This window comes from Vulcanisaeta distributa JCM 11217, assembly GCF_001316005.1.
GTDB classification, from domain to species: domain Archaea; phylum Thermoproteota; class Thermoprotei; order Thermoproteales; family Thermocladiaceae; genus Vulcanisaeta; species Vulcanisaeta distributa_B.
In genome coordinates this window covers 75,240-91,998 of record NZ_BBBJ01000008.1, presented here as the reverse complement: position 1 = coordinate 91,998, position 16,759 = coordinate 75,240, and the positions used below count along the sequence as shown (strand labels likewise).

General features: G+C 46.4%; 16 protein-coding genes, 1 tRNA gene and 6 pseudogenes. 13 read left to right on the top strand and 10 right to left on the bottom strand.

Going from position 1 to position 16,759, the window contains the following annotated elements:
- Positions 1 to 408 precede the first annotated feature (408 nt).
- Positions 409 to 1,458, top strand: coding sequence for a hypothetical protein (locus JCM11217_RS09525; RefSeq protein WP_054842774.1), 1,050 nt, complete (start codon positions 409 to 411; stop codon positions 1,456 to 1,458).
- 405 nt (positions 1,459 to 1,863) lie between these two features.
- Complete coding sequence (locus tag JCM11217_RS09515) at positions 1,864 to 2,145, top strand: hypothetical protein (protein WP_243679060.1); 282 nt, start codon at positions 1,864 to 1,866, stop codon at positions 2,143 to 2,145.
- 96 nt (positions 2,146 to 2,241) lie between these two features.
- On the opposite strand, the gene JCM11217_RS09510 is transcribed toward JCM11217_RS09515, so the two are convergent.
- The 6 genes and pseudogenes from JCM11217_RS09510 to JCM11217_RS09485 form a co-directional block, all read right to left on the bottom strand.
- Positions 2,242 to 2,526 (bottom strand): hypothetical protein, encoded by a 285-nt coding sequence (locus JCM11217_RS09510; RefSeq protein WP_054842771.1) that lies wholly within the window; start codon positions 2,524 to 2,526, stop codon positions 2,242 to 2,244.
- A 70-nt stretch (positions 2,527 to 2,596) separates the two neighbouring features.
- Positions 2,597 to 3,464 (bottom strand): annotated as a pseudogene (gene amrB, locus JCM11217_RS09505) (AmmeMemoRadiSam system protein B).
- Positions 3,465 to 3,531: 67 nt separating this feature from the next.
- Positions 3,532 to 4,214: pseudogene (gene rpsB, locus JCM11217_RS09500) on the bottom strand (30S ribosomal protein S2).
- A gap of 64 nt (positions 4,215 to 4,278) precedes the next feature.
- Positions 4,279 to 5,552 (bottom strand): annotated as a pseudogene (locus JCM11217_RS09495) (enolase).
- Positions 5,553 to 5,636: 84 nt separating this feature from the next.
- The gene (locus tag JCM11217_RS09490; RefSeq protein ID WP_054842769.1) at positions 5,637 to 6,263 is read right to left on the bottom strand and encodes an HAD-IB family phosphatase; all 627 of its coding nucleotides are present in this window, start codon (positions 6,261 to 6,263) and stop codon (positions 5,637 to 5,639) included.
- Positions 6,263 to 6,595 (bottom strand): hypothetical protein, encoded by a 333-nt coding sequence (locus tag JCM11217_RS09485; protein ID WP_243679059.1) that lies wholly within the window; start codon positions 6,593 to 6,595, stop codon positions 6,263 to 6,265. Before JCM11217_RS09485 ends, JCM11217_RS09490 begins: the two co-directional genes overlap by 1 nt.
- 51 nt (positions 6,596 to 6,646) lie before the next feature.
- Between JCM11217_RS09485 and JCM11217_RS09480 the strand changes: the two are divergent.
- Positions 6,647 to 8,274, top strand: a pseudogene (locus JCM11217_RS09480) (NAD(P)H-hydrate dehydratase).
- A 123-nt stretch (positions 8,275 to 8,397) separates the two neighbouring features.
- Here the strand turns inward: JCM11217_RS09480 and JCM11217_RS09475 are convergent.
- The gene (locus tag JCM11217_RS09475) at positions 8,398 to 8,673 is read right to left on the bottom strand and encodes a hypothetical protein (protein WP_054842768.1); all 276 of its coding nucleotides are present in this window, start codon (positions 8,671 to 8,673) and stop codon (positions 8,398 to 8,400) included.
- Positions 8,674 to 8,837: 164 nt separating this feature from the next.
- Between JCM11217_RS09475 and JCM11217_RS09470 the strand changes: the two genes are divergently transcribed.
- A complete protein-coding gene (locus JCM11217_RS09470) occupies positions 8,838 to 9,614 on the top strand; it encodes a hypothetical protein (RefSeq protein ID WP_054842767.1) in 777 nt (258 codons plus the stop codon).
- On the opposite strand, the gene JCM11217_RS09465 is transcribed toward JCM11217_RS09470, so the two are convergent.
- A complete protein-coding gene (locus tag JCM11217_RS09465; RefSeq protein ID WP_054842766.1) occupies positions 9,615 to 10,442 on the bottom strand; it encodes a hypothetical protein in 828 nt (275 codons plus the stop codon).
- 123 nt (positions 10,443 to 10,565) lie between these two features.
- Here JCM11217_RS09465 and JCM11217_RS15865 point away from each other — a divergent pair, with 123 nt between their 5' ends.
- The 5 genes and pseudogenes from JCM11217_RS15865 to JCM11217_RS09450 all read left to right on the top strand — a co-directional run bounded on the left by JCM11217_RS15865 (position 10,566) and on the right by JCM11217_RS09450 (position 13,234).
- Positions 10,566 to 11,036 carry a hypothetical protein gene (locus JCM11217_RS15865; RefSeq protein WP_243679058.1) on the top strand — a complete coding sequence of 157 codons (471 nt, stop codon included), beginning with the start codon at positions 10,566 to 10,568 and terminating at the stop codon, positions 11,034 to 11,036.
- Positions 11,021 to 11,701, top strand: coding sequence for a phosphoenolpyruvate carboxykinase domain-containing protein (locus JCM11217_RS15860; RefSeq protein ID WP_243679057.1), 681 nt, complete (start codon positions 11,021 to 11,023; stop codon positions 11,699 to 11,701). Before JCM11217_RS15865 ends, JCM11217_RS15860 begins: the two co-directional genes overlap by 16 nt.
- A gap of 46 nt (positions 11,702 to 11,747) precedes the next feature.
- The gene (locus JCM11217_RS15855; RefSeq protein ID WP_243679056.1) at positions 11,748 to 12,179 is read left to right on the top strand and encodes a phosphoenolpyruvate carboxykinase domain-containing protein; all 432 of its coding nucleotides are present in this window, start codon (positions 11,748 to 11,750) and stop codon (positions 12,177 to 12,179) included.
- Positions 12,180 to 12,589: 410 nt separating this feature from the next.
- Positions 12,590 to 12,865 (top strand): HEPN domain-containing protein, encoded by a 276-nt coding sequence (locus tag JCM11217_RS09455; protein WP_243679055.1) that lies wholly within the window; start codon positions 12,590 to 12,592, stop codon positions 12,863 to 12,865.
- Positions 12,858 to 13,234, top strand: a pseudogene (locus tag JCM11217_RS09450) (nucleotidyltransferase domain-containing protein). Before JCM11217_RS09455 ends, JCM11217_RS09450 begins: the two are co-directional and overlap by 8 nt.
- A 20-nt stretch (positions 13,235 to 13,254) precedes the next feature.
- Here the strand turns inward: JCM11217_RS09450 and JCM11217_RS09445 are convergent.
- Positions 13,255 to 13,331 (bottom strand) — tRNA-Lys (locus JCM11217_RS09445).
- A gap of 76 nt (positions 13,332 to 13,407) precedes the next feature.
- On the opposite strand from JCM11217_RS09445, the gene JCM11217_RS09440 reads away from it, so the two are divergent.
- Positions 13,408 to 13,755 (top strand): hypothetical protein, encoded by a 348-nt coding sequence (locus tag JCM11217_RS09440; RefSeq protein WP_054842765.1) that lies wholly within the window; start codon positions 13,408 to 13,410, stop codon positions 13,753 to 13,755.
- On the opposite strand, the gene JCM11217_RS09435 is transcribed toward JCM11217_RS09440, so the two are convergent.
- Positions 13,745 to 14,806, bottom strand: a complete 1,062-nt coding sequence (locus tag JCM11217_RS09435) for an MFS transporter (protein ID WP_243679054.1) — start codon at positions 14,804 to 14,806, stop codon at positions 13,745 to 13,747. The genes JCM11217_RS09440 and JCM11217_RS09435 overlap by 11 nt on opposite strands.
- 168 nt (positions 14,807 to 14,974) lie before the next feature.
- Here JCM11217_RS09435 and JCM11217_RS09430 point away from each other — a divergent pair.
- The 3 genes and pseudogenes from JCM11217_RS09430 to JCM11217_RS09425 all read left to right on the top strand — a co-directional run bounded on the left by JCM11217_RS09430 (position 14,975) and on the right by JCM11217_RS09425 (position 16,713).
- A pseudogene (locus JCM11217_RS09430) lies at positions 14,975 to 15,726 on the top strand (HesA/MoeB/ThiF family protein).
- A 31-nt stretch (positions 15,727 to 15,757) separates the two neighbouring features.
- Entirely contained in the window at positions 15,758 to 15,985 is a 228-nt protein-coding gene (locus JCM11217_RS15850) for a hypothetical protein (protein ID WP_243679053.1), read from the top strand.
- Positions 15,964 to 16,713, top strand: coding sequence for a Fis family transcriptional regulator (locus JCM11217_RS09425; protein WP_243679052.1), 750 nt, complete (start codon positions 15,964 to 15,966; stop codon positions 16,711 to 16,713). Before JCM11217_RS15850 ends, JCM11217_RS09425 begins: the two co-directional genes overlap by 22 nt.
- The last annotated feature ends 46 nt before the right edge of the window (positions 16,714 to 16,759 follow it).

Genomic DNA, 16,759 nt, shown 5'->3' with positions numbered 1-16,759 from the left:
TTACTAAGTTTTAGTTTAATTCATTCATTACTGCATGATTAATGAACTCGCCTTTATAAGCAATGTATAGCCCAGGTTGGCATTCTCCTTAACCGTAAGGTAGCGTGAATTGTTCATTCTATTCCTTTGCATGAGCATTATTACTCGCCACTTGGTGTTGGGCTTAACTTATACGCCATTAGCTTGACTTTAAGGACTATAATTATGACCGGAGTTGGTTAATGGAGTGTTGAGTGGCATTCTTCATGTTAATGCCTTGGATTAGCTTTGTTAATATGCTTGATGGATTAATAATAATATTGGCACCAACCTACGACAAGTAGCACGTGAAGTAGTTATTTAAAATCTCTGCAGGGTTTGTTGAAGATGGGGGGGTGTTTAATATGAGTTGGAGGAAGAAGCTTGGCATTGCCCTTGGGGGGGGTGGTGATAGTCCTTGGGTTGGTTTTTTACTATGTTTATTATGAGTATTACTACCTGCCTCAGGTTAGGACTTTGGAGTGGATAAAGGAGGCATTGCACTCATTGATGGTTAGGAGTGGTAATTGGACTATTGAGTACAGTGGTGGTGGGCTCCTAACTGGTAATGACTCAATAATTGAAGTATGGACTATACCAGCCAGTGAATTGCCAAACTCAATCTTCACATACCCATTCAACCCAAATGCAGTGTATATTGTCCAATTCTTCATACTGCCAAACATTAATGAGACTGTTGGTATTTCACAAATTGAATTCCCAGGTGGGGTCACATTCGAGCCACTGATTGTCAGTGGCCACCCAATATTCACAAACCCCCCCTCAAACCCAGCCTCATGGACTGGCTGGAATGTGGTTGAGGTGAATCCAAACTGCGTTGGTAATTGGACATTCGTATTTGTACCCCCCCTCAAGTGGACTCCATTGAACTTCAATAACCTCACTGTGTGGAATGAGGTTTATTTCAATTCACCATTTAACAAGAGTGAGTTATTATTCAATGATACCTACTGGCTTGAGATATTCTTCAATGGTAGCCTACTCTACAGTGGTGTCATGACCTCCACACTGCAGGGCATTACATTCAACCCACCATTGAACACCCCATTAGTGCAGTATGGTGTGGTTAGTGGGACTTCCCAGACAGCCTGTTGGACAGTGTTGCTTGCCTTCCCAGAGGATCTTAATTACATTAATGGTTATGAGGTTAGGATATTCACTGCATTTAAGGAGAACCCATTCATATTCAGAGTATACACAAACAACACCCTTGGATTCGAGAACCTCATGAATGAGGTTCAATCACCAAAGAAGATTATAGTAACACTATCATTCTATAATTGGACTAATCCATACACTGGTTGGAGTTGGGAATTATACAATGTCACTAGCCCATTCACTCAGGCAATGGTTGAGGAGACCCTCAAGGCAATGAGCATTACACCAACCCCCAAGTCAAGTAATGATCAATGGGAATAATGCTACCCTAGTCTTTAATAATGTACCATTTGGTGGTGTAATAAGCATTACACTGCCAGGGGGGGCAGTTATGAGGGAACACCCAACTGCTGGCAATCAATACTTAGGAATGTGGCTGGGTATTACATACTCACTGGTATTCCAAACCCAATTACAATCCAGGCTTACACTAACATGAATGTGAATTACATTGTAGTATACAATCCAATGCCTGGGACATGCACCTTCACTCCTTGATTTAGGCCTTAATTATTAAAATCCCATAAGTAATCCTTAAATTTTCTTGTTCTTTTTCCCTCATTGAATCATTAATGTTAATTAGTCCTGTTCTTTAAAAATAGCCTCACTAACATGAGGCATTCACTGCCTTTGCTGTCCATTGGATTGCTAGGCCTATTGCTCATTATGCTTGTAACAGCAGTACCAACTCATGCTATGATTATTCCATGGAATTCAATCATGCAGGAGTTAAATCTACAGCCTCAGGTTCCTGGCCTCACTGTCCCAAGCCAATATGCCTATAGGTATGTGTGGGTTTCCTGGAGTGGTCAGGTAACCACACCACAGCAGTGCGTGGCGAGTAATTGGTATTACTCGGAATTACAACTGGTGATGAAATATGCCTCTACACATCAACACCAACACTCACAAGCGAGGGATTACCAGCATCATGCAGCGCATCAATGAACTTCGCATTACTAACAGTCTCTGGTAATGTTGTTGGAGTAATCAGTGGCAGAACTATTGCTATATTCCATTTAAGGGGTAATTGATCACAAATTCCTAAATACTTAATGACAGGCTTGATTTAATTCCTGAATTACTTAGTAAATATTGAATTGCCTGGTAGGAGTATTCCGCTATAATCTTTAGTAATGTGTATGACAAGTAACCCAACTTATAAATAATGTAACCCCCCCCTATATACAGCAACTCACTGACCTGCCTATTACCAATACTAAATATGTATGCCTTCAATTCGGCTTTAAATGGCGCGACTATTGAGTATACTAGGGCTAAGGCAACTATCACGAGCAGTATCTCGAAGAATATCCTAACCGCACTCATACTAACTCGGTATTTAATACCTAAGAGAAATAAATTAATTAAGTATTTTGATTAGGCACAGAGTTTTTCATTATAGGTAGAAGGCTATTGATGCGTAACCCACGGTCTCCAGCGTATATCCACTAGTATCACCAGATGTTGCGTGTCTTAGTAATACCACGTTCTTAACACCAAGCCTCTTGGCGGCGACTATCGCAGTGGCTATGGCGCCATAACCGCAGGCCGACACGTCATAACGCTCAATAACGTCAAAGAAGGAATCCTCATCAAGCCTTAGGACCGGGTCGATAGCCTTCATATCCTTCTCAGTGGTTATTTCATGGGGGGGTTCGTAATGATTCCAGTCACTGGAAGCCACGTAGACTACAGAGCCTGGTTCATGACTCGATATAACCTCGGCTATCGCATTGCCCAGGTCTCTAGCGACCTCCTTCGTTTGTCTCCAAATTATTATTGGCACGATCTTCACGTTATTACCGAACATGTACTGAATAAAGGGTAGTTGAACCTCAAGTGAGTGCTCCTGGATAAACGCATACGTATCGGGTTCCAGGTACTTAACCCTACTCATTAGTTCCTTAGCCACCTCAGAATCAACTCAAGAGTACCAAGCGGAGTCTCCCAGGCACCTTCGGGGGGGTATATGGCTACGGGTGCGCCAATGCATAATGATTAGGCCCAATTAGGATGAATGTCCTTGGGTTGTGAAACCTGTAAATCTCAGCGAAGGACATGGCGGCCACAGGACCCGAGTATATATAGCCTGCGTGTGGGACTATGACTATGGGTACGGCCTTAAATCCCTCACGGGGCTGCTTAACCAGTTGACCGGGGGGGCCTAGTGGATGGCTTATTGACCACTCAATCTGCTTGATTAATTTATCCCTATCAGCCTCATAGAATGCTCCTGCAACCGCTGGTTTACGTACCTTGGCCATACAATGATTAGTCTAGGCCGGGAAAAATAAACGCTTTACTTTTTGTTGATTAGGCTTAAACAATGCCTTATTGAGTGGCTCCTTCAAGTGATACTTTAACCTCGAATTCCTCAGGTGGCACGGGTAGGTCCTCATTCTCCTTCAACTCACCCCCCCTAACCCTAAGCACCTGCCTAGCCAGTAGCCAGTATATCAGTGCCAGGCTCCTCCTTCCCTTGTTGTTGCATGGTATTATCAAGTCCACGTAGGATATCGGCGTGTCCGTGTCCACGAGCGCGATGACGGGTATACCCATTGTGGCTGCCTCCTCAATTGCCTGCGCATCCGCCTTCGGGTCGGTGGATATCAGTAGGTCAGCCTCTATGTAGTGGTTGAGGTTTGGGTTTGTGAATGTCCCTGGTATGAACCTACCCGTTATCGCCCTACACCTAACGAATTTGCAGAACATCTCCACTGGCTTAAAGCCATAGGGCTTGGCTGAGTAGGCAACTACCTTCTCAGGATCGTACATCGCAATCATCTTGGCTGCAATCCTAATCCTCTCATCAATCTTCCTAAGGTTGAGAATCCTAAGACCATCAGGCCTAACGGAAAACACGAAGCCCCCCTCCTCTGCAGATATGCGTTGGACACCCTAGTACCAAGCCTAACGCCAGCCGCTAGGTAGCGCTCAATGGCAATTAGCAACTCCTCCTGCGGTGGAACCGGCGCAAGCCCTTCCTCGCGGGTCTCCTTACGTTCCTCACCCATTGTGGACTACGGTAAAGAATCTAATTAATAAGTATTTCACTATGAGGAATTTAATAACTAAACATCAATGCTTAAGTCGTTGCGTTAGTGATTGATTCATCCTGGCAGCCTTACCCATGTAGTCCTGAATCCTAATCAACTCATTAAGCTTAGCCATCCTCTCACCACCAAGGACCCCACTCTTTATTATTGGTGCTCCAAAGCCAACGGCTATGTGAGCCAGGGTCTCATACTCGGTATCGCCAGATCTATGGGACACCACCGGCACGTAACCGTTAGACACCGCCAACCTAACGGCTTCCCAAGCCCTTGATAGGGTGCCTATTTGGTCGGGTTTAATTATTATGGCGTTTGCAGCACCCTCCTTAATACCCCTGGATAACCTGGATGGATTCGTCGTGAATAGGTCATCACCAACGATTAGGCACTTATCACCAACAGAGTCCGTAAGCTCTGCGAAGGATTGGAAGTCCTCCTCATGGAATGGATCCTCAACGTAAATAAGCCCGTACTTCTCAATCAACCCCCCCTTAACAAACTCGAGCTGTTCCTTTGGCGTTCTTGAGACACCCTCATTGGTGTATACGTACTTCTCACCATTCCATAGCGTTGATGCCGCCATATCAACGCCAATCCCTATTTCAAAACCCATCTTAGAACTAACCTCCTTAACAGCCCTGCTCAGGATATCCAATGCCGCGTTAGTGGATACCTTGGCTGACCAGGCACCCTCATCATTACGACCACCAGTGAACGTCGGATCCACCTTAACTAATTCCTTAAAGACCGCCCTATGAACCTCAATGTTAGCCCTAAGGGCGGAGTAAATGTCCTGTGCGCCATACGGTAGCACCAGGAATTCCTGAATATCAGGGCCAAGCCCACGGCTATGCTTACCACCGCCAATTACATTACCGAGTGGGTATGGCAAGTCCCTGATATTAGCACCGCCAAGGTGCTGATAAAGCGGTATCTCCAGGCATTCGCCGCTGCCCTAGCGGATGCCATTGACGTTGCTATGGCAACCGCACCGCCTATCCTCGAGAAGTTCTCCGTACCATCAATCTCCTCAAGCCTTGTATCAACCTCGCCCTGTATTGACGCATCCAAACCCATTAAGTCAGGTGCCACGCTCTTCTCAAAGGTACTAATTGCTAGGTCGACGTCGTTATTGGGGGGGAAGTAAACGACCTCGTGAGAACCCCTTGATGCGCCGGCTGGTGCTGCTGCCCTTCCATAACCATCTGTCAGGTATACCTCAACCTCGACCGTCTCCTCACCCCCCCTTGAGTTAAAGATTTTCCTGATACCCAAATCCTCTATGGTCGTGTCTGGCATAAACCCTAGTAAGGTGAAGAATTCCAGTATTAATGTGTTATTAGCGGTAAGTATACGTTTACTTTACGTATACGCATCAATCCATTACCCGGTTAGTATAGCCCTTGCAATATCAATTATTGGGTATAGCGTGTCGGAATTAACGACAATCCTCGCGACATTAGCAACCTCCTCACTAACAGGGTTATAGGCTATGGAGTACCTAGCCCTCCTAAGCATCGGCAAATCCATGTCACTATCGCCAACGGCCATGACGTAATCCCAATCAAGTCCCAACTCATTAATTAACTCGTGAACAATATCCTTATTCTCAACATTCACCTTAACCGAGATTAATGAGCCATCCTCATCGAATATTAATTCATTACTCACGAAGTAATTCACGTAATCCCTAATGGGGGGGATGCCCGTGTAGTTCAGGCCGCCGCTAACCGCAATCACCAACACGTCATTATCCCTAAGGAACTTCAGCAGTTCTAGGGCGCCTCTCCTCAGGGTTACGGGGGGGACCTCAATCCAGGTCCTGGGCACGTCCATCCAGAGAAGGGCATCTACGAGTGCCCAATCCCTATAATTAATGAGACCCGCCTTATACGCCTCCCTATTTATCGAAGCCCAATCATCTGTACCAAGAACCCTGTGCAGGTGCTGCCATGCTGACCTGAAGTACGTGAGGACTCCATCAACATCGAGGATGGCCGCCCTAATCATCACGCAACACCAATACTCACGCCCTTAATTGGCAACCTAATTATTAATAGTCCATTCCTGTACTCGGCATGCGAACCATCTACAGTGACTGGTGCAGGTAATTCCTTAATGAGTAGATACTTCCTCTCATTGCCCTCAGCCCTAATGAAGAGCTTATCATCGTTAAGGAGCTTCACTGTTATACCCTCCTTACCGACGCCTGGAACCTCAACCTCAGCAACCACATGATCACCCTCAATCCTTATTACGTGCTTAGGTTCCCTGTATCCCTCGTACTTAGGCGGTTCCCAATTACTAAAGCCAACCCTAATCACTATGTCCATGTTGCTCATTAAATCTTGCATAAAAGCGTTTTTTAAAGGCATAATACGTCATTCCCGAGTATGCCCATTGACTTTAGGGATTGGTCCTCAGGTGCGATAACGACGCTTGAGATGCGTGTCATCGATAGGAACGCCGCCTACGTGGGTATTGATAGGCACATACTCATGGAGAATGCAGGTAGGTCCGTGGCAACGGTAGTCATTGAGAGGTACCCAAATGCGAGGAGGATACTCGTTGTTGCTGGGCTTGGTGATAATGGCGGTGATGGTATCGTGGCTGCCAGATACCTACATTCATGGGGGGGTAGGGATGTTAAGGTCGTTCTACTGGGACGCATTAGCGATGCCAGGGAGGAATTGGTTGTGGATAACCTGGGCATTCTTAGGGGGGGGTTGAATGTCGATATAATAGAGGCTCCAACACCCTACGACCTACTCGCTCACCAGGAGGTCTTTCACCCATGGGCTGAGGTTATAATCGACGCAATCATAGGAACTGGGATTAGGGGTATTCTCAGGGAACCTCAGGCAACGGCTATTGAGTTGATCAATAAGTCGTCAGCGTATAAGGTGGCTGTTGACATACCCAGCGGGTTGGATCCAGATACTGGGGGAGGTTAGGGACATCGCGGTTAAGGCGCATGTCACAGTGACGATGCATAGACCAAAGGTTGGCCTGGTTAAGGAGGGTGTTTCCCAGTACGTTGGTGACCTGGTGGTTGCGGATATCGGCATCCCCCCCGAGGAGGTGGAGCATGTCGTTGGGCCTGGCGACCTATACTACATGGGCTATGCCAGAAGGCCTGACTCGAAGAAGGGTGATAATGGGCGTGTACTATTCATTGGTGGTTCCAGGGAGTTCACCGGCGCCATTTACTTGGCGGCTAAGGCGGCGCTTAGGACTGGGGGGGTCGACCTATCAGTGGTTATGGCTCCCAGGGATGTGGCCAGGGACATAAGGGCTCACGACCCAAGCATAATAGCTATACCCCTAGACGGTGATTACCTAATGCTTAATCATGTGGATCAAATAATGGAGCAGGTTGGTAAGTCCCACGTAATAGCCATCGGGCCTGGGCTTGGGCTTAGGGAGGAGACTATGAAGCAGTAGTTGAATTGGTCTCTAGGGCTGTTGATGTTGGTAAGAGGGTGGTCATTGATGCCGACGCCATTAAGGCAATTGGTGAATTGAAAAGGCAGGACTTAATAACGAAGAATGTGATTGTAACGCCGCACGCTGGTGAATTTAAGTGGTTGACAGGTGTGGATGTTACTAAGGAGGTTAACACCTGGTCGAGGGCCTTGATGGTACGTGACGTGGTTAAATCATCGCTGAGGGGCGGTGTTGTGCTGCTTAAGGGCAATGTTGATATAATAACTGATGGTGAGAGGTATAAGCTTAACTTCACGGGTAATCCAGGAATGACTGTTGGGGGGGGTACGGGGGGGATGTGCTCACCGGCGTTGTCTCGGCGTTGATGGTTAAGGTCCAAGACCCACTTGAGGCGGCTGCGATTGGTGCCTTCATAACAGGGCTTGCGGGTGACTTAGCAGCTAAGGAGCTTGGCTACCACATAACGCCCATCGATGTTTTGGAGAATATACCTAAGGTGTTTAGGAGGTTGGTGAATGTTGATGAGATTGTCAATTCATCAATTCATCCACAAGCCCTAAAGCTCATTAGTTAGGGCATTCCTGGTTAAAATCGCTATTAATCATGAGATTAGTATCAGTAGCCTGGAAGATCATCAATTACCGTCAGAGTCCACCATGATCATCACCATCATTCCACAGCCATTGGAATTACTAACCTATGCCAGCGGTACATTTATAGCTTTTTTACTTCGTAATGGACGTTCACGCCTACCCCTCTCACGAGTCTTCCTAATGTCCAGGGCTATGTCCAGTGGGTTATAGGTTATTGTAACATTAACAACATCTCCGTCGGCGCAAGCCACAATATGCATCTTGGGATCGTTAAGTAGCAGGACCTCACACTCAAAGTCCAGGTTTCCATAATCACCAGTTAGCTGTCTCCTTAGGGCTAACCACAGTGTTTTCCTTATTACCAATGTCTCTCTAATCATTCTATTTCAATAATTCAACTCCAGATAAATAAAGGTTTCCCCCCACAATTATTCAAAAACATGCCATGGGCGTATTAACATTAATCCTCGATACAGACCAGGGCAGACTCCTCGAGGCTTGTAACGAATGAAGCACTTATTCCCACTGTCTCATTTAGGTGGTGATGAGTAGTAAGTTAGTTAGTAGGAGGGTTCATACAGACACCGGCGCATTATCGCTATTAATTACGAATTACGCATTCTCCCTAATAACACTAGTAATGATTAATAGCCACAGTATTAATGTTGCCAGGTTGGTACTAACCACAGCCCTTGCAGCACTAAATATTGTAAGCCTGGTGAAGGCGCACCTTGGCTTGATTTCGAGGAGGGGCTTACGTGATTACTCACTATTCCTAATAAACACGGCACCATACCTGGCACTCATTCCGTACCTAGGCATTTGGTTAGTAATACCCCCCCTGGTACCACTAGCGTTGTTCATAGTTGAGATTGTACGTGGTAGGGGCAGGTCAGTGTTGGCTAATGTTTCTGGAACCGCGTTAATAGCATCAACGTACTTAGCTTGGTACGTGCTCATGGGCGGTAATTTAGTCTTTAAGGTAATAATGGCGTCATTAACATGGATTATTTACCACGCATTCTCCGCCCTATACGTGGAGGGCAAACTACCCTTTAGGCAGGGTATTAAACCTCACTACTCATCACTCCTCTGGTTCATGGGCCTGCCGGCCCTGGCCTACGGCATATATATCGTGGGTGGATTACTGCCTTTAATAGTGCTTATTGAACCAACGATTAGGGCGCTCATTGCGGTTAGGGAGGATAAACTGCCTATGAATGATTTAAGGCGTAGGGTTAGGAGAATAGGCGTTGAATTACTAATCGAATCGCTGGTCTTAGCAGGTCTCATCTTAATCCTTCTCTACGCATTGGCATGATCATCCCTGGTAAAGAAGCACGCCGGAGTACCAGTTAAGTGTTGAGCCTGGTGCCTGAATAACGACCTGCCAGCATGGGTAGTTACTGATGTTTATGGTTATGGTCTCTGTGGTCGTCGTATAAGTTGAGTAAACCGGGATGCTTATTGATGTGCCAGGTACCGTGTAGCAGTAAACAGTTACGTTGCCGCCCGAGGGCACGCTCACATTAATGAGCAGCACATCAACGAGTGTTAGGTTACTGAATGTGAACAGGGTATATGACTGCTGTATATATGCATAGGGTGCACCATATAATTGATAGTACATGACCGCATGCTTCATTAATTTATTGAGTAATCTTATTATCTCTGTATTGTTATTAGCCACGTAATTGCTCACGTTAATTACGGCATTGTATACAGTGTTCTCCGCATTATTTATTGTTGATGTTACGTTACTCTCTATATTATTCTCCGCGGCACTTATTGAGTTTATTATCGATGAGTTAACCATAACCAACTTATTAATTACCCTGGCACTGCTTCCATTTACTGCGTTTATTATGCTCGTTGTATTGACGCGTTGATAGTAGTAAATATTTTCTAGGTATGTGGTTATTGCGCTTAAGTAATTAACTATGTTGTGGTAGAGGCTTCTCGTGTAATTAAGTATTGATGATGCGGTTGCATTTATCGGCCCAAGGTACTGCTGTTGTATTGCGCTTTCCTGGGCCAGGATGTTACCTGTATTTGTCATTATGGGGTTTAGGTAAATGGCTATTGATATTACTAGTAATGCGATGATTGCTATTAGGAGTGCGAGGGTGTACCTCGTGTTCCACGCCATATTGAATTAGTTATTGATTTCGAACTTATATGAGTTACTGAGGGTTAAATGGGTTTACCCAGTAGTTATGGTATTGTGACTTATAGAGAAATAGTTATAAGGACATAAGTAGTAATAGGTCTAATGGTACCGAGTACTTCAGATGAGGTTGAACGGCTTCTCCGAGGTAAGATGAGTGATGAGATGTACCGAAGACTAATGAACATTAATAACCCCCCCGAGCTTCACCGATTCATTGCCTGGGCCGTGGATTTATGCAAGCCTGATTCCGTCTTTATAAACACGGGTAGTTCCGAGGATCTTGATTACATTAGGAGGAGGGCAATAGAGACTGGCGAGGAGATTCCTCTTAAAACACCTGGTCATACCGTTCACTTTGACAGTCCCTACGACCAGGCCAGGGCCCGTGAGGACACAGCCATATTATTACCTGGAGGTCAGAAATTACCCTTCATAAGGACTAAGGATCGCGATGAGGGATTGAAGGAAATGTATTCGTTGCTTAACGGTGTAATGAAGGGTAGGGAAATGCTCGTTGGCTTTTACTCGCTTGGGCCCAAGGCTCGCCCTTCAGTATATTGGCTGTTCAAATAACGGACTCCTACTACGTAATGCATAATGAGAACATACTATATAGGACTGCCTATGACGAATTCGTCAGGCAGGGTGAGAGGGCTAGGTTCCTCAAGTTCATTCATTCTCAGGGTGAGTTGAACGAGATGAAGCAGAGCAAGAACATCAAGCAGAGGAGGATATACATAGACCTACTTGGCGAGACTGTGTACTCGGTAAACACGCAGTACGGTGGTAATAGCATTGGACTGAAGAAGCTGGCTCTTAGGCTCACGATTAAGAGGGCTATGGAGGAAGGATGGTTAAGTGAGCACATGTTCCTAATAGGCGTTGAGGGTCCTAATGGCAGGGTCACGTACTTCACTGGCGCATTCCCATCATACTCGGGCAAGACATCAACGGCAATGCTCGGTAGGTTGATCGGGGATGACCTCGCATTCCTAAGGAATGTCAATGGTGAGGTTAGGGCGGTTAATCCAGAAGTAGGCGTCTTCGGGATAATTGAGGGTATAAACCCAACCGATGATCCATTAATATACGAGGTGCTGACGAAGCCCAACGAGATAATATTCTCGAACGTGTTAATTACCGAGGATGGAGAGGTGTACTGGAATGGAATGGGTAAGCCAGAGCCTGAGAGGGGCACTAATTACACGGGTAGGTGGTGGAAGGGGGAAGACCGATGAGAAAGGCAATCCAATACCGCCGTCCCACCCTAACGCCAGGTTCACAGTGTCATTGAAAGCATTTAAGAACCTGGACCCTGCCTACGACGATCCAAATGGCGTTGTCGTTGGCGGAGTAATATTTGGTGGTAGGGACCCAGACACGCTGGTCCCCCCCGTTGTTGAGTCCTTTAATTGGGAGCATGGTGTGGTCACGATAGCTGCATCCCTCGAGTCGGAGAGGACGGCTGCCGTAATCGGTAAGCCCGGCGAGAGGGAGTTCAACCCAATGGCTAACCTAGACTTCCTATCCGTGGACCTGGGCATATACATAGCGAATTACCTGAAGTTTGGCGAGGGCCTCACGAAACCTCCAAAGATATTTGGCGTTAATTACTTCCTTAGGGATGAGCAGGGCAGGTTCCTGAATAGTAAGGAGGATAAGAGGGTTTGGCTTCAGTGGATGGAGAGGAGGTACATAATGAGCTTGATGCAATAAAGACGCCCATAGGCTATATACCGAGGTATGAGGACTTGAGGGCCTATTCAGGGAGGTTCTAAATAGGGAGTATAGGCTTGAGGATTACACGAAGCAATTCGCGATAAGGGCTACGAAGCTCCTCGAGAAGATAGACAGGATTTGGAAGATATACTCAGAAATACCTACGACACCGAGGAGGTTCTTCGAGGTACTGGAGGAGCAGAGACAAAGGTTGTTGGATGCCAGGAGTAAGTATGGTGACGTAATACCACCTCAGAAGTTCGAGTAAGGTTCATAATATTAAGGGTTAAAAATAACAATGGAATTCCTTGCCTAGTAAATGGCATCTCGGTGGTACGCAAGGGCTGAGCGGTACAGGACATTGAGTAGGGACATGCTTAATAGGGGGGTTCTACCCCCCCAGAAGCATGCTTTTTGCGCAGCAAGCTGCCGAATTTTACCTTAAGGGTAAGCTTATAGAGTTAACGGGCTCGAGATTATATACGTATTCAATAGTTACATTGTTAAATCAGGTAGCCTCAATACTTAGTAAGCCCATTAACAATGACCTCATTAGGTGCGCTAAACTTCTTACTAAGCAGTACATAGGGTCTAGATACCCTGATGCCCGTATGATTGATTATGATAAGGATGATGCTGAGGATTGCCTCAGGTGCATGGAGATGGTGATGAACTATGTTTAGGGAAATCCTCCTAAGAATGCATCGTGAAATTGAGGAGTGGATAAGAGAACTATGTAATGAGGCTACACGGTCATATTATTTGGTTCGAGAGCACGTGGTGAGGCTAGGATAGATAGCGACTGGGACTTGCTCATCATAGGTAATGAACCACCCACTGAACCATCAAATGACCTAGCCCAGGTACATTACGTCAACGTTCTAACGGCTGAAAGGGAAATTGAGAACTTCAACACAATATTCCTCGACGCATTCTACGAAGGTAAGCTATTATGCGGTGATGCAGTGATGTTCAATAAATTGAGAAATAAAGTCCTTAACGTGACCAGGGATTTCGTAAAGACGAAGGACGGATGGATAAGAATAAGGTAGTAAAGTTGATTGCGAGAAACTGGCGGGCCCGGTGGGATTCGAACCCACGACCTATGGGTTAAAAGCCCACCGCTCTACCTGGCTGAGCTACGGGCCCGTATTTCATTAAATTATTTGTACTTTTAAGGTTTTATGTTGCCTTAGCTTTTTAATTGCGGTATTTTTATTATGCTGTGTCTTCGATTGTTGATGTTAGGCTTGGTGATTATCACGGTGAGTGGATACTAGACAACAGTACTATTAGGTATGTTGAGCATATAGGCGGTGATGTTATTGAGGCTGAGCTTGAGGGATGCGGTGATGATTATACTGATTGCGTTATTGAGGACGTCGTTAAGAGACTTGGTGATGAGCTTAAGCTCCCTAGGTCTGTTCTTGGTTCTGTGAGGGCTAGGCTTAAGGCCCTTGGTTTCCCACTGGTGATTACACTGCGTGAGGAGGTTAATGCCTCAATTATTGAGTTCAGGGGGGGTAAAAACGGCAATGCCCAATTGATCATTCGCTATCAACTTATTTCCTGAGGAGGATTACCCTGAGCACCGCGTATAGTATGAATGCGACTATGAATATTACAAGGGCCAATAGCGCTATTCCGCCGAGCCCCAGCTTCACATATGAGTAACTACCCAGGATGCTTCCTAACCCCCCCATGCCGAACCCGAGCACTAGGCTGTATAGGCCCATTGCCGAACCCCCCCTCATACTTATCAATGCCTCATCACCCGTCAATGCTAGTATTGATGGTACCACGGCAGACGCCATAAATATGAAGGGGGCTGAGGCGGCGACGGCGATTATCGGGTTAACACCCAATAGGAGCAATACGGTTAGTATTATGAGGCCAATGCTCACGCCCAGAACTCCAATACTCATCGTCCTTAACCTGCCAAGCCTGTCTGATACGTAGCCAAAGAATACCGAGCCAAGGCCGACAACGAGCGTTGCACCTAGGAATAGAGCGCCGACGTGTATAGGCATCACACCCTTAATACTCCCTATGGCCCTGCCTGAGTATATCGCGGCGCCCAGTATCATGGTTATTGAGAACCAAATGGGTAGCGTCGGTATAACCCTTCTCGAAACACCCCCCCTTAATGGATTTAGGTAAACCGCGCCGATGGTCGGTCTAGTCTCCATAATGTAATTAAGGACTATCGCATAGAGTATGACCAGTAACATTAGCAGTATTATGAATGCCATCGGCCCCCTAATCACTTGGTATAGTACTGAGCCCATCATATAGCCAAGTGCATAGCCGAATATGTTCGTGAAGTCGAAGACCCCCATGCCTAACCCCCTATATCCCTTCTCCGTTAGGTCCGTTATCATGGCCAGGGTGGATACGAGGACCAGGGCGGCTCCAAAGCCCATTGCGCCATTAAATGCGGCGGTGGCTAGGGGATTTCTCAGTAGGGCTATTGCTAGGTATATCAATGCCATGAATATTAATATCCAGGTATACCCAAGTATCAGTGTTAGCCTTCTCCCCCCCAATTTATCGGCCATATAGCCAGCCACGAAGGAGCTCAGGGCCTCAACAAATGGGTATGAGGCCAGTATTAAACCAATCATTATGTTACTACCTGGTGATAGGTAGGATATTAGGAACGTGTTCGCCCCCCCGACCCAATCCTAATCATTAGTATTGGTAAGTACGGCATGTATGCCCTACCACTCCTCATTAGTGCTAACGTGGTGCTTAATTCTTATTAATATTAATTTTAAGTAATGGTTCCTGGTATGGGCACAATACAATTGATTGATAGGTACTCAAGGCAGGTCGCTGTCATTGGCAGGGAGGGCCAGGAAAAGCTTTCGAGGGCTCGCGTGGCCGTTGTTGGCTAGGTGGCCTTGGGACCCTGGTCTCGATGTACCTGGTTGGTGCCGGTGTTGGTGAGTTAACAATAATTGATTATGACACGGTAAACCTCACGGACCTCCACAGGCAGTTACTATATAGGGAGGAGGATGTTGGTAAGCCAAAGGTTGAGGTTGCGGCGAGGAGGCTTCACGACATTAACTCAACGGTTAAGTTAAGGCCGGTGAATGAGGCGTTAACCAGTGAGAACGCTGAGGAGATCATTAAGGATGCCGATGTCGTGGTTGACGCACTCGATAATTGGATGAGTAGGCAGGTGTTGAATGAGGCCATTGTTAAGTTGAGGAAGCCCCCCCTGGTCCACGGCGCGGTGAATGGTTGGTACGGCCAAGTATCGACAATAATACCAGGTAAGACTCCCTGCCTCTATGAGTTGGTCCAGGTTAGGTCATTACCCCCCCAGTGCGTTGGTTACTGCCCTGTCGTTGGTCCTGTGGTTGGTGTTGTGGCGTCGATAGAGGCTACGGAGGTAATTAAGTTAATAACGGGCATTGGTGAGCCCCTCATTAATAAGTTGTTGATAATTGATGGTAAGAATTGGGTCATTGATGAGATAAAGCTTAGTAGGGTTGAGAATTGCCCTGTCTGCTCAAGATATCTTAAGGAAAAATAATTTTAAGGAATTAATTAGCAGGTTTATGCTCATGAGGAGGTTTTTATCGGCGCTATGGGCTAAGCTGAGTAATAGGCCATTGGCGCTTTGTGATAGTGGTGATGTTGATGGTATAACGAGCGCCGCCTTATTCCTAAGGAAGTACCCGAATGGTGTCGTAGTACTTGCGGCGCCAAGCGAGGTTAATAGATCCTGGTGGATCAAGCACTTCTTCTGGACCTTCGTGGCGGATCTACCATGCCAGGTAAGGTCCTTATAAGGGCTGACCACCACAGAACCAACAAGCCCTGCGCCAAGGTTGAGTTTTATGACCCGGAGGCGCCCTGCTCAGCCCTCATGGCAATGAAGGCTCTAGATCTCGAGAATGACCCAATAGCCAATAGCCTTGTTAAGGTGGCTATTGAGACAGATACCGCCAACATAACGAGTGATGAGGCTGAGAAGCTTGACCTAGCCGTTAGGTTTGCATCATACCCTGAGAAGATCTTTATTGTTAAGAATCTCGCAATTAATGGTCTTCAGTCGTTGAGTAACTCCAGGATTGGTAGGTTGATTGAGAGGGGGGGTTACAGGGCTAAGAGGATTATGCTCAAGATTGCCGATAAAATACCAATTAAGGATGTGATCAATATATATAGCCCCCCCATTGACCTGGGGGGGATATCCTATAGGCAATTAACAATTGAGCTGCAGCATAGGGGGGGTGCCAAGATGGTAAACATATTACTTAGGCTAAGTAGGAGGACCTTTAGGTATTACTGCGGGGGGGCTGATAGGGATAGCCCCCCCTATGACTGTACCCAGGTGGCTACGAAACTCGGTGGTGGTGGTCACAAGTACGCCTCAGGCGCTCAGTATAAGTCGCCGTTCTTCAATCCAGGTAAGGGTGTTGAGACTTTTATAAATACGTTGAAGGCCTACCTAAATGTTGATAGGCTTGAGGTCCTTGAGTTGGCTAGGGATTCCATAAGGACAGTTACTTACTGAGCAGTCAGCGCTTTGGACCATCGTCACTCATCAGTGGCTACCATTG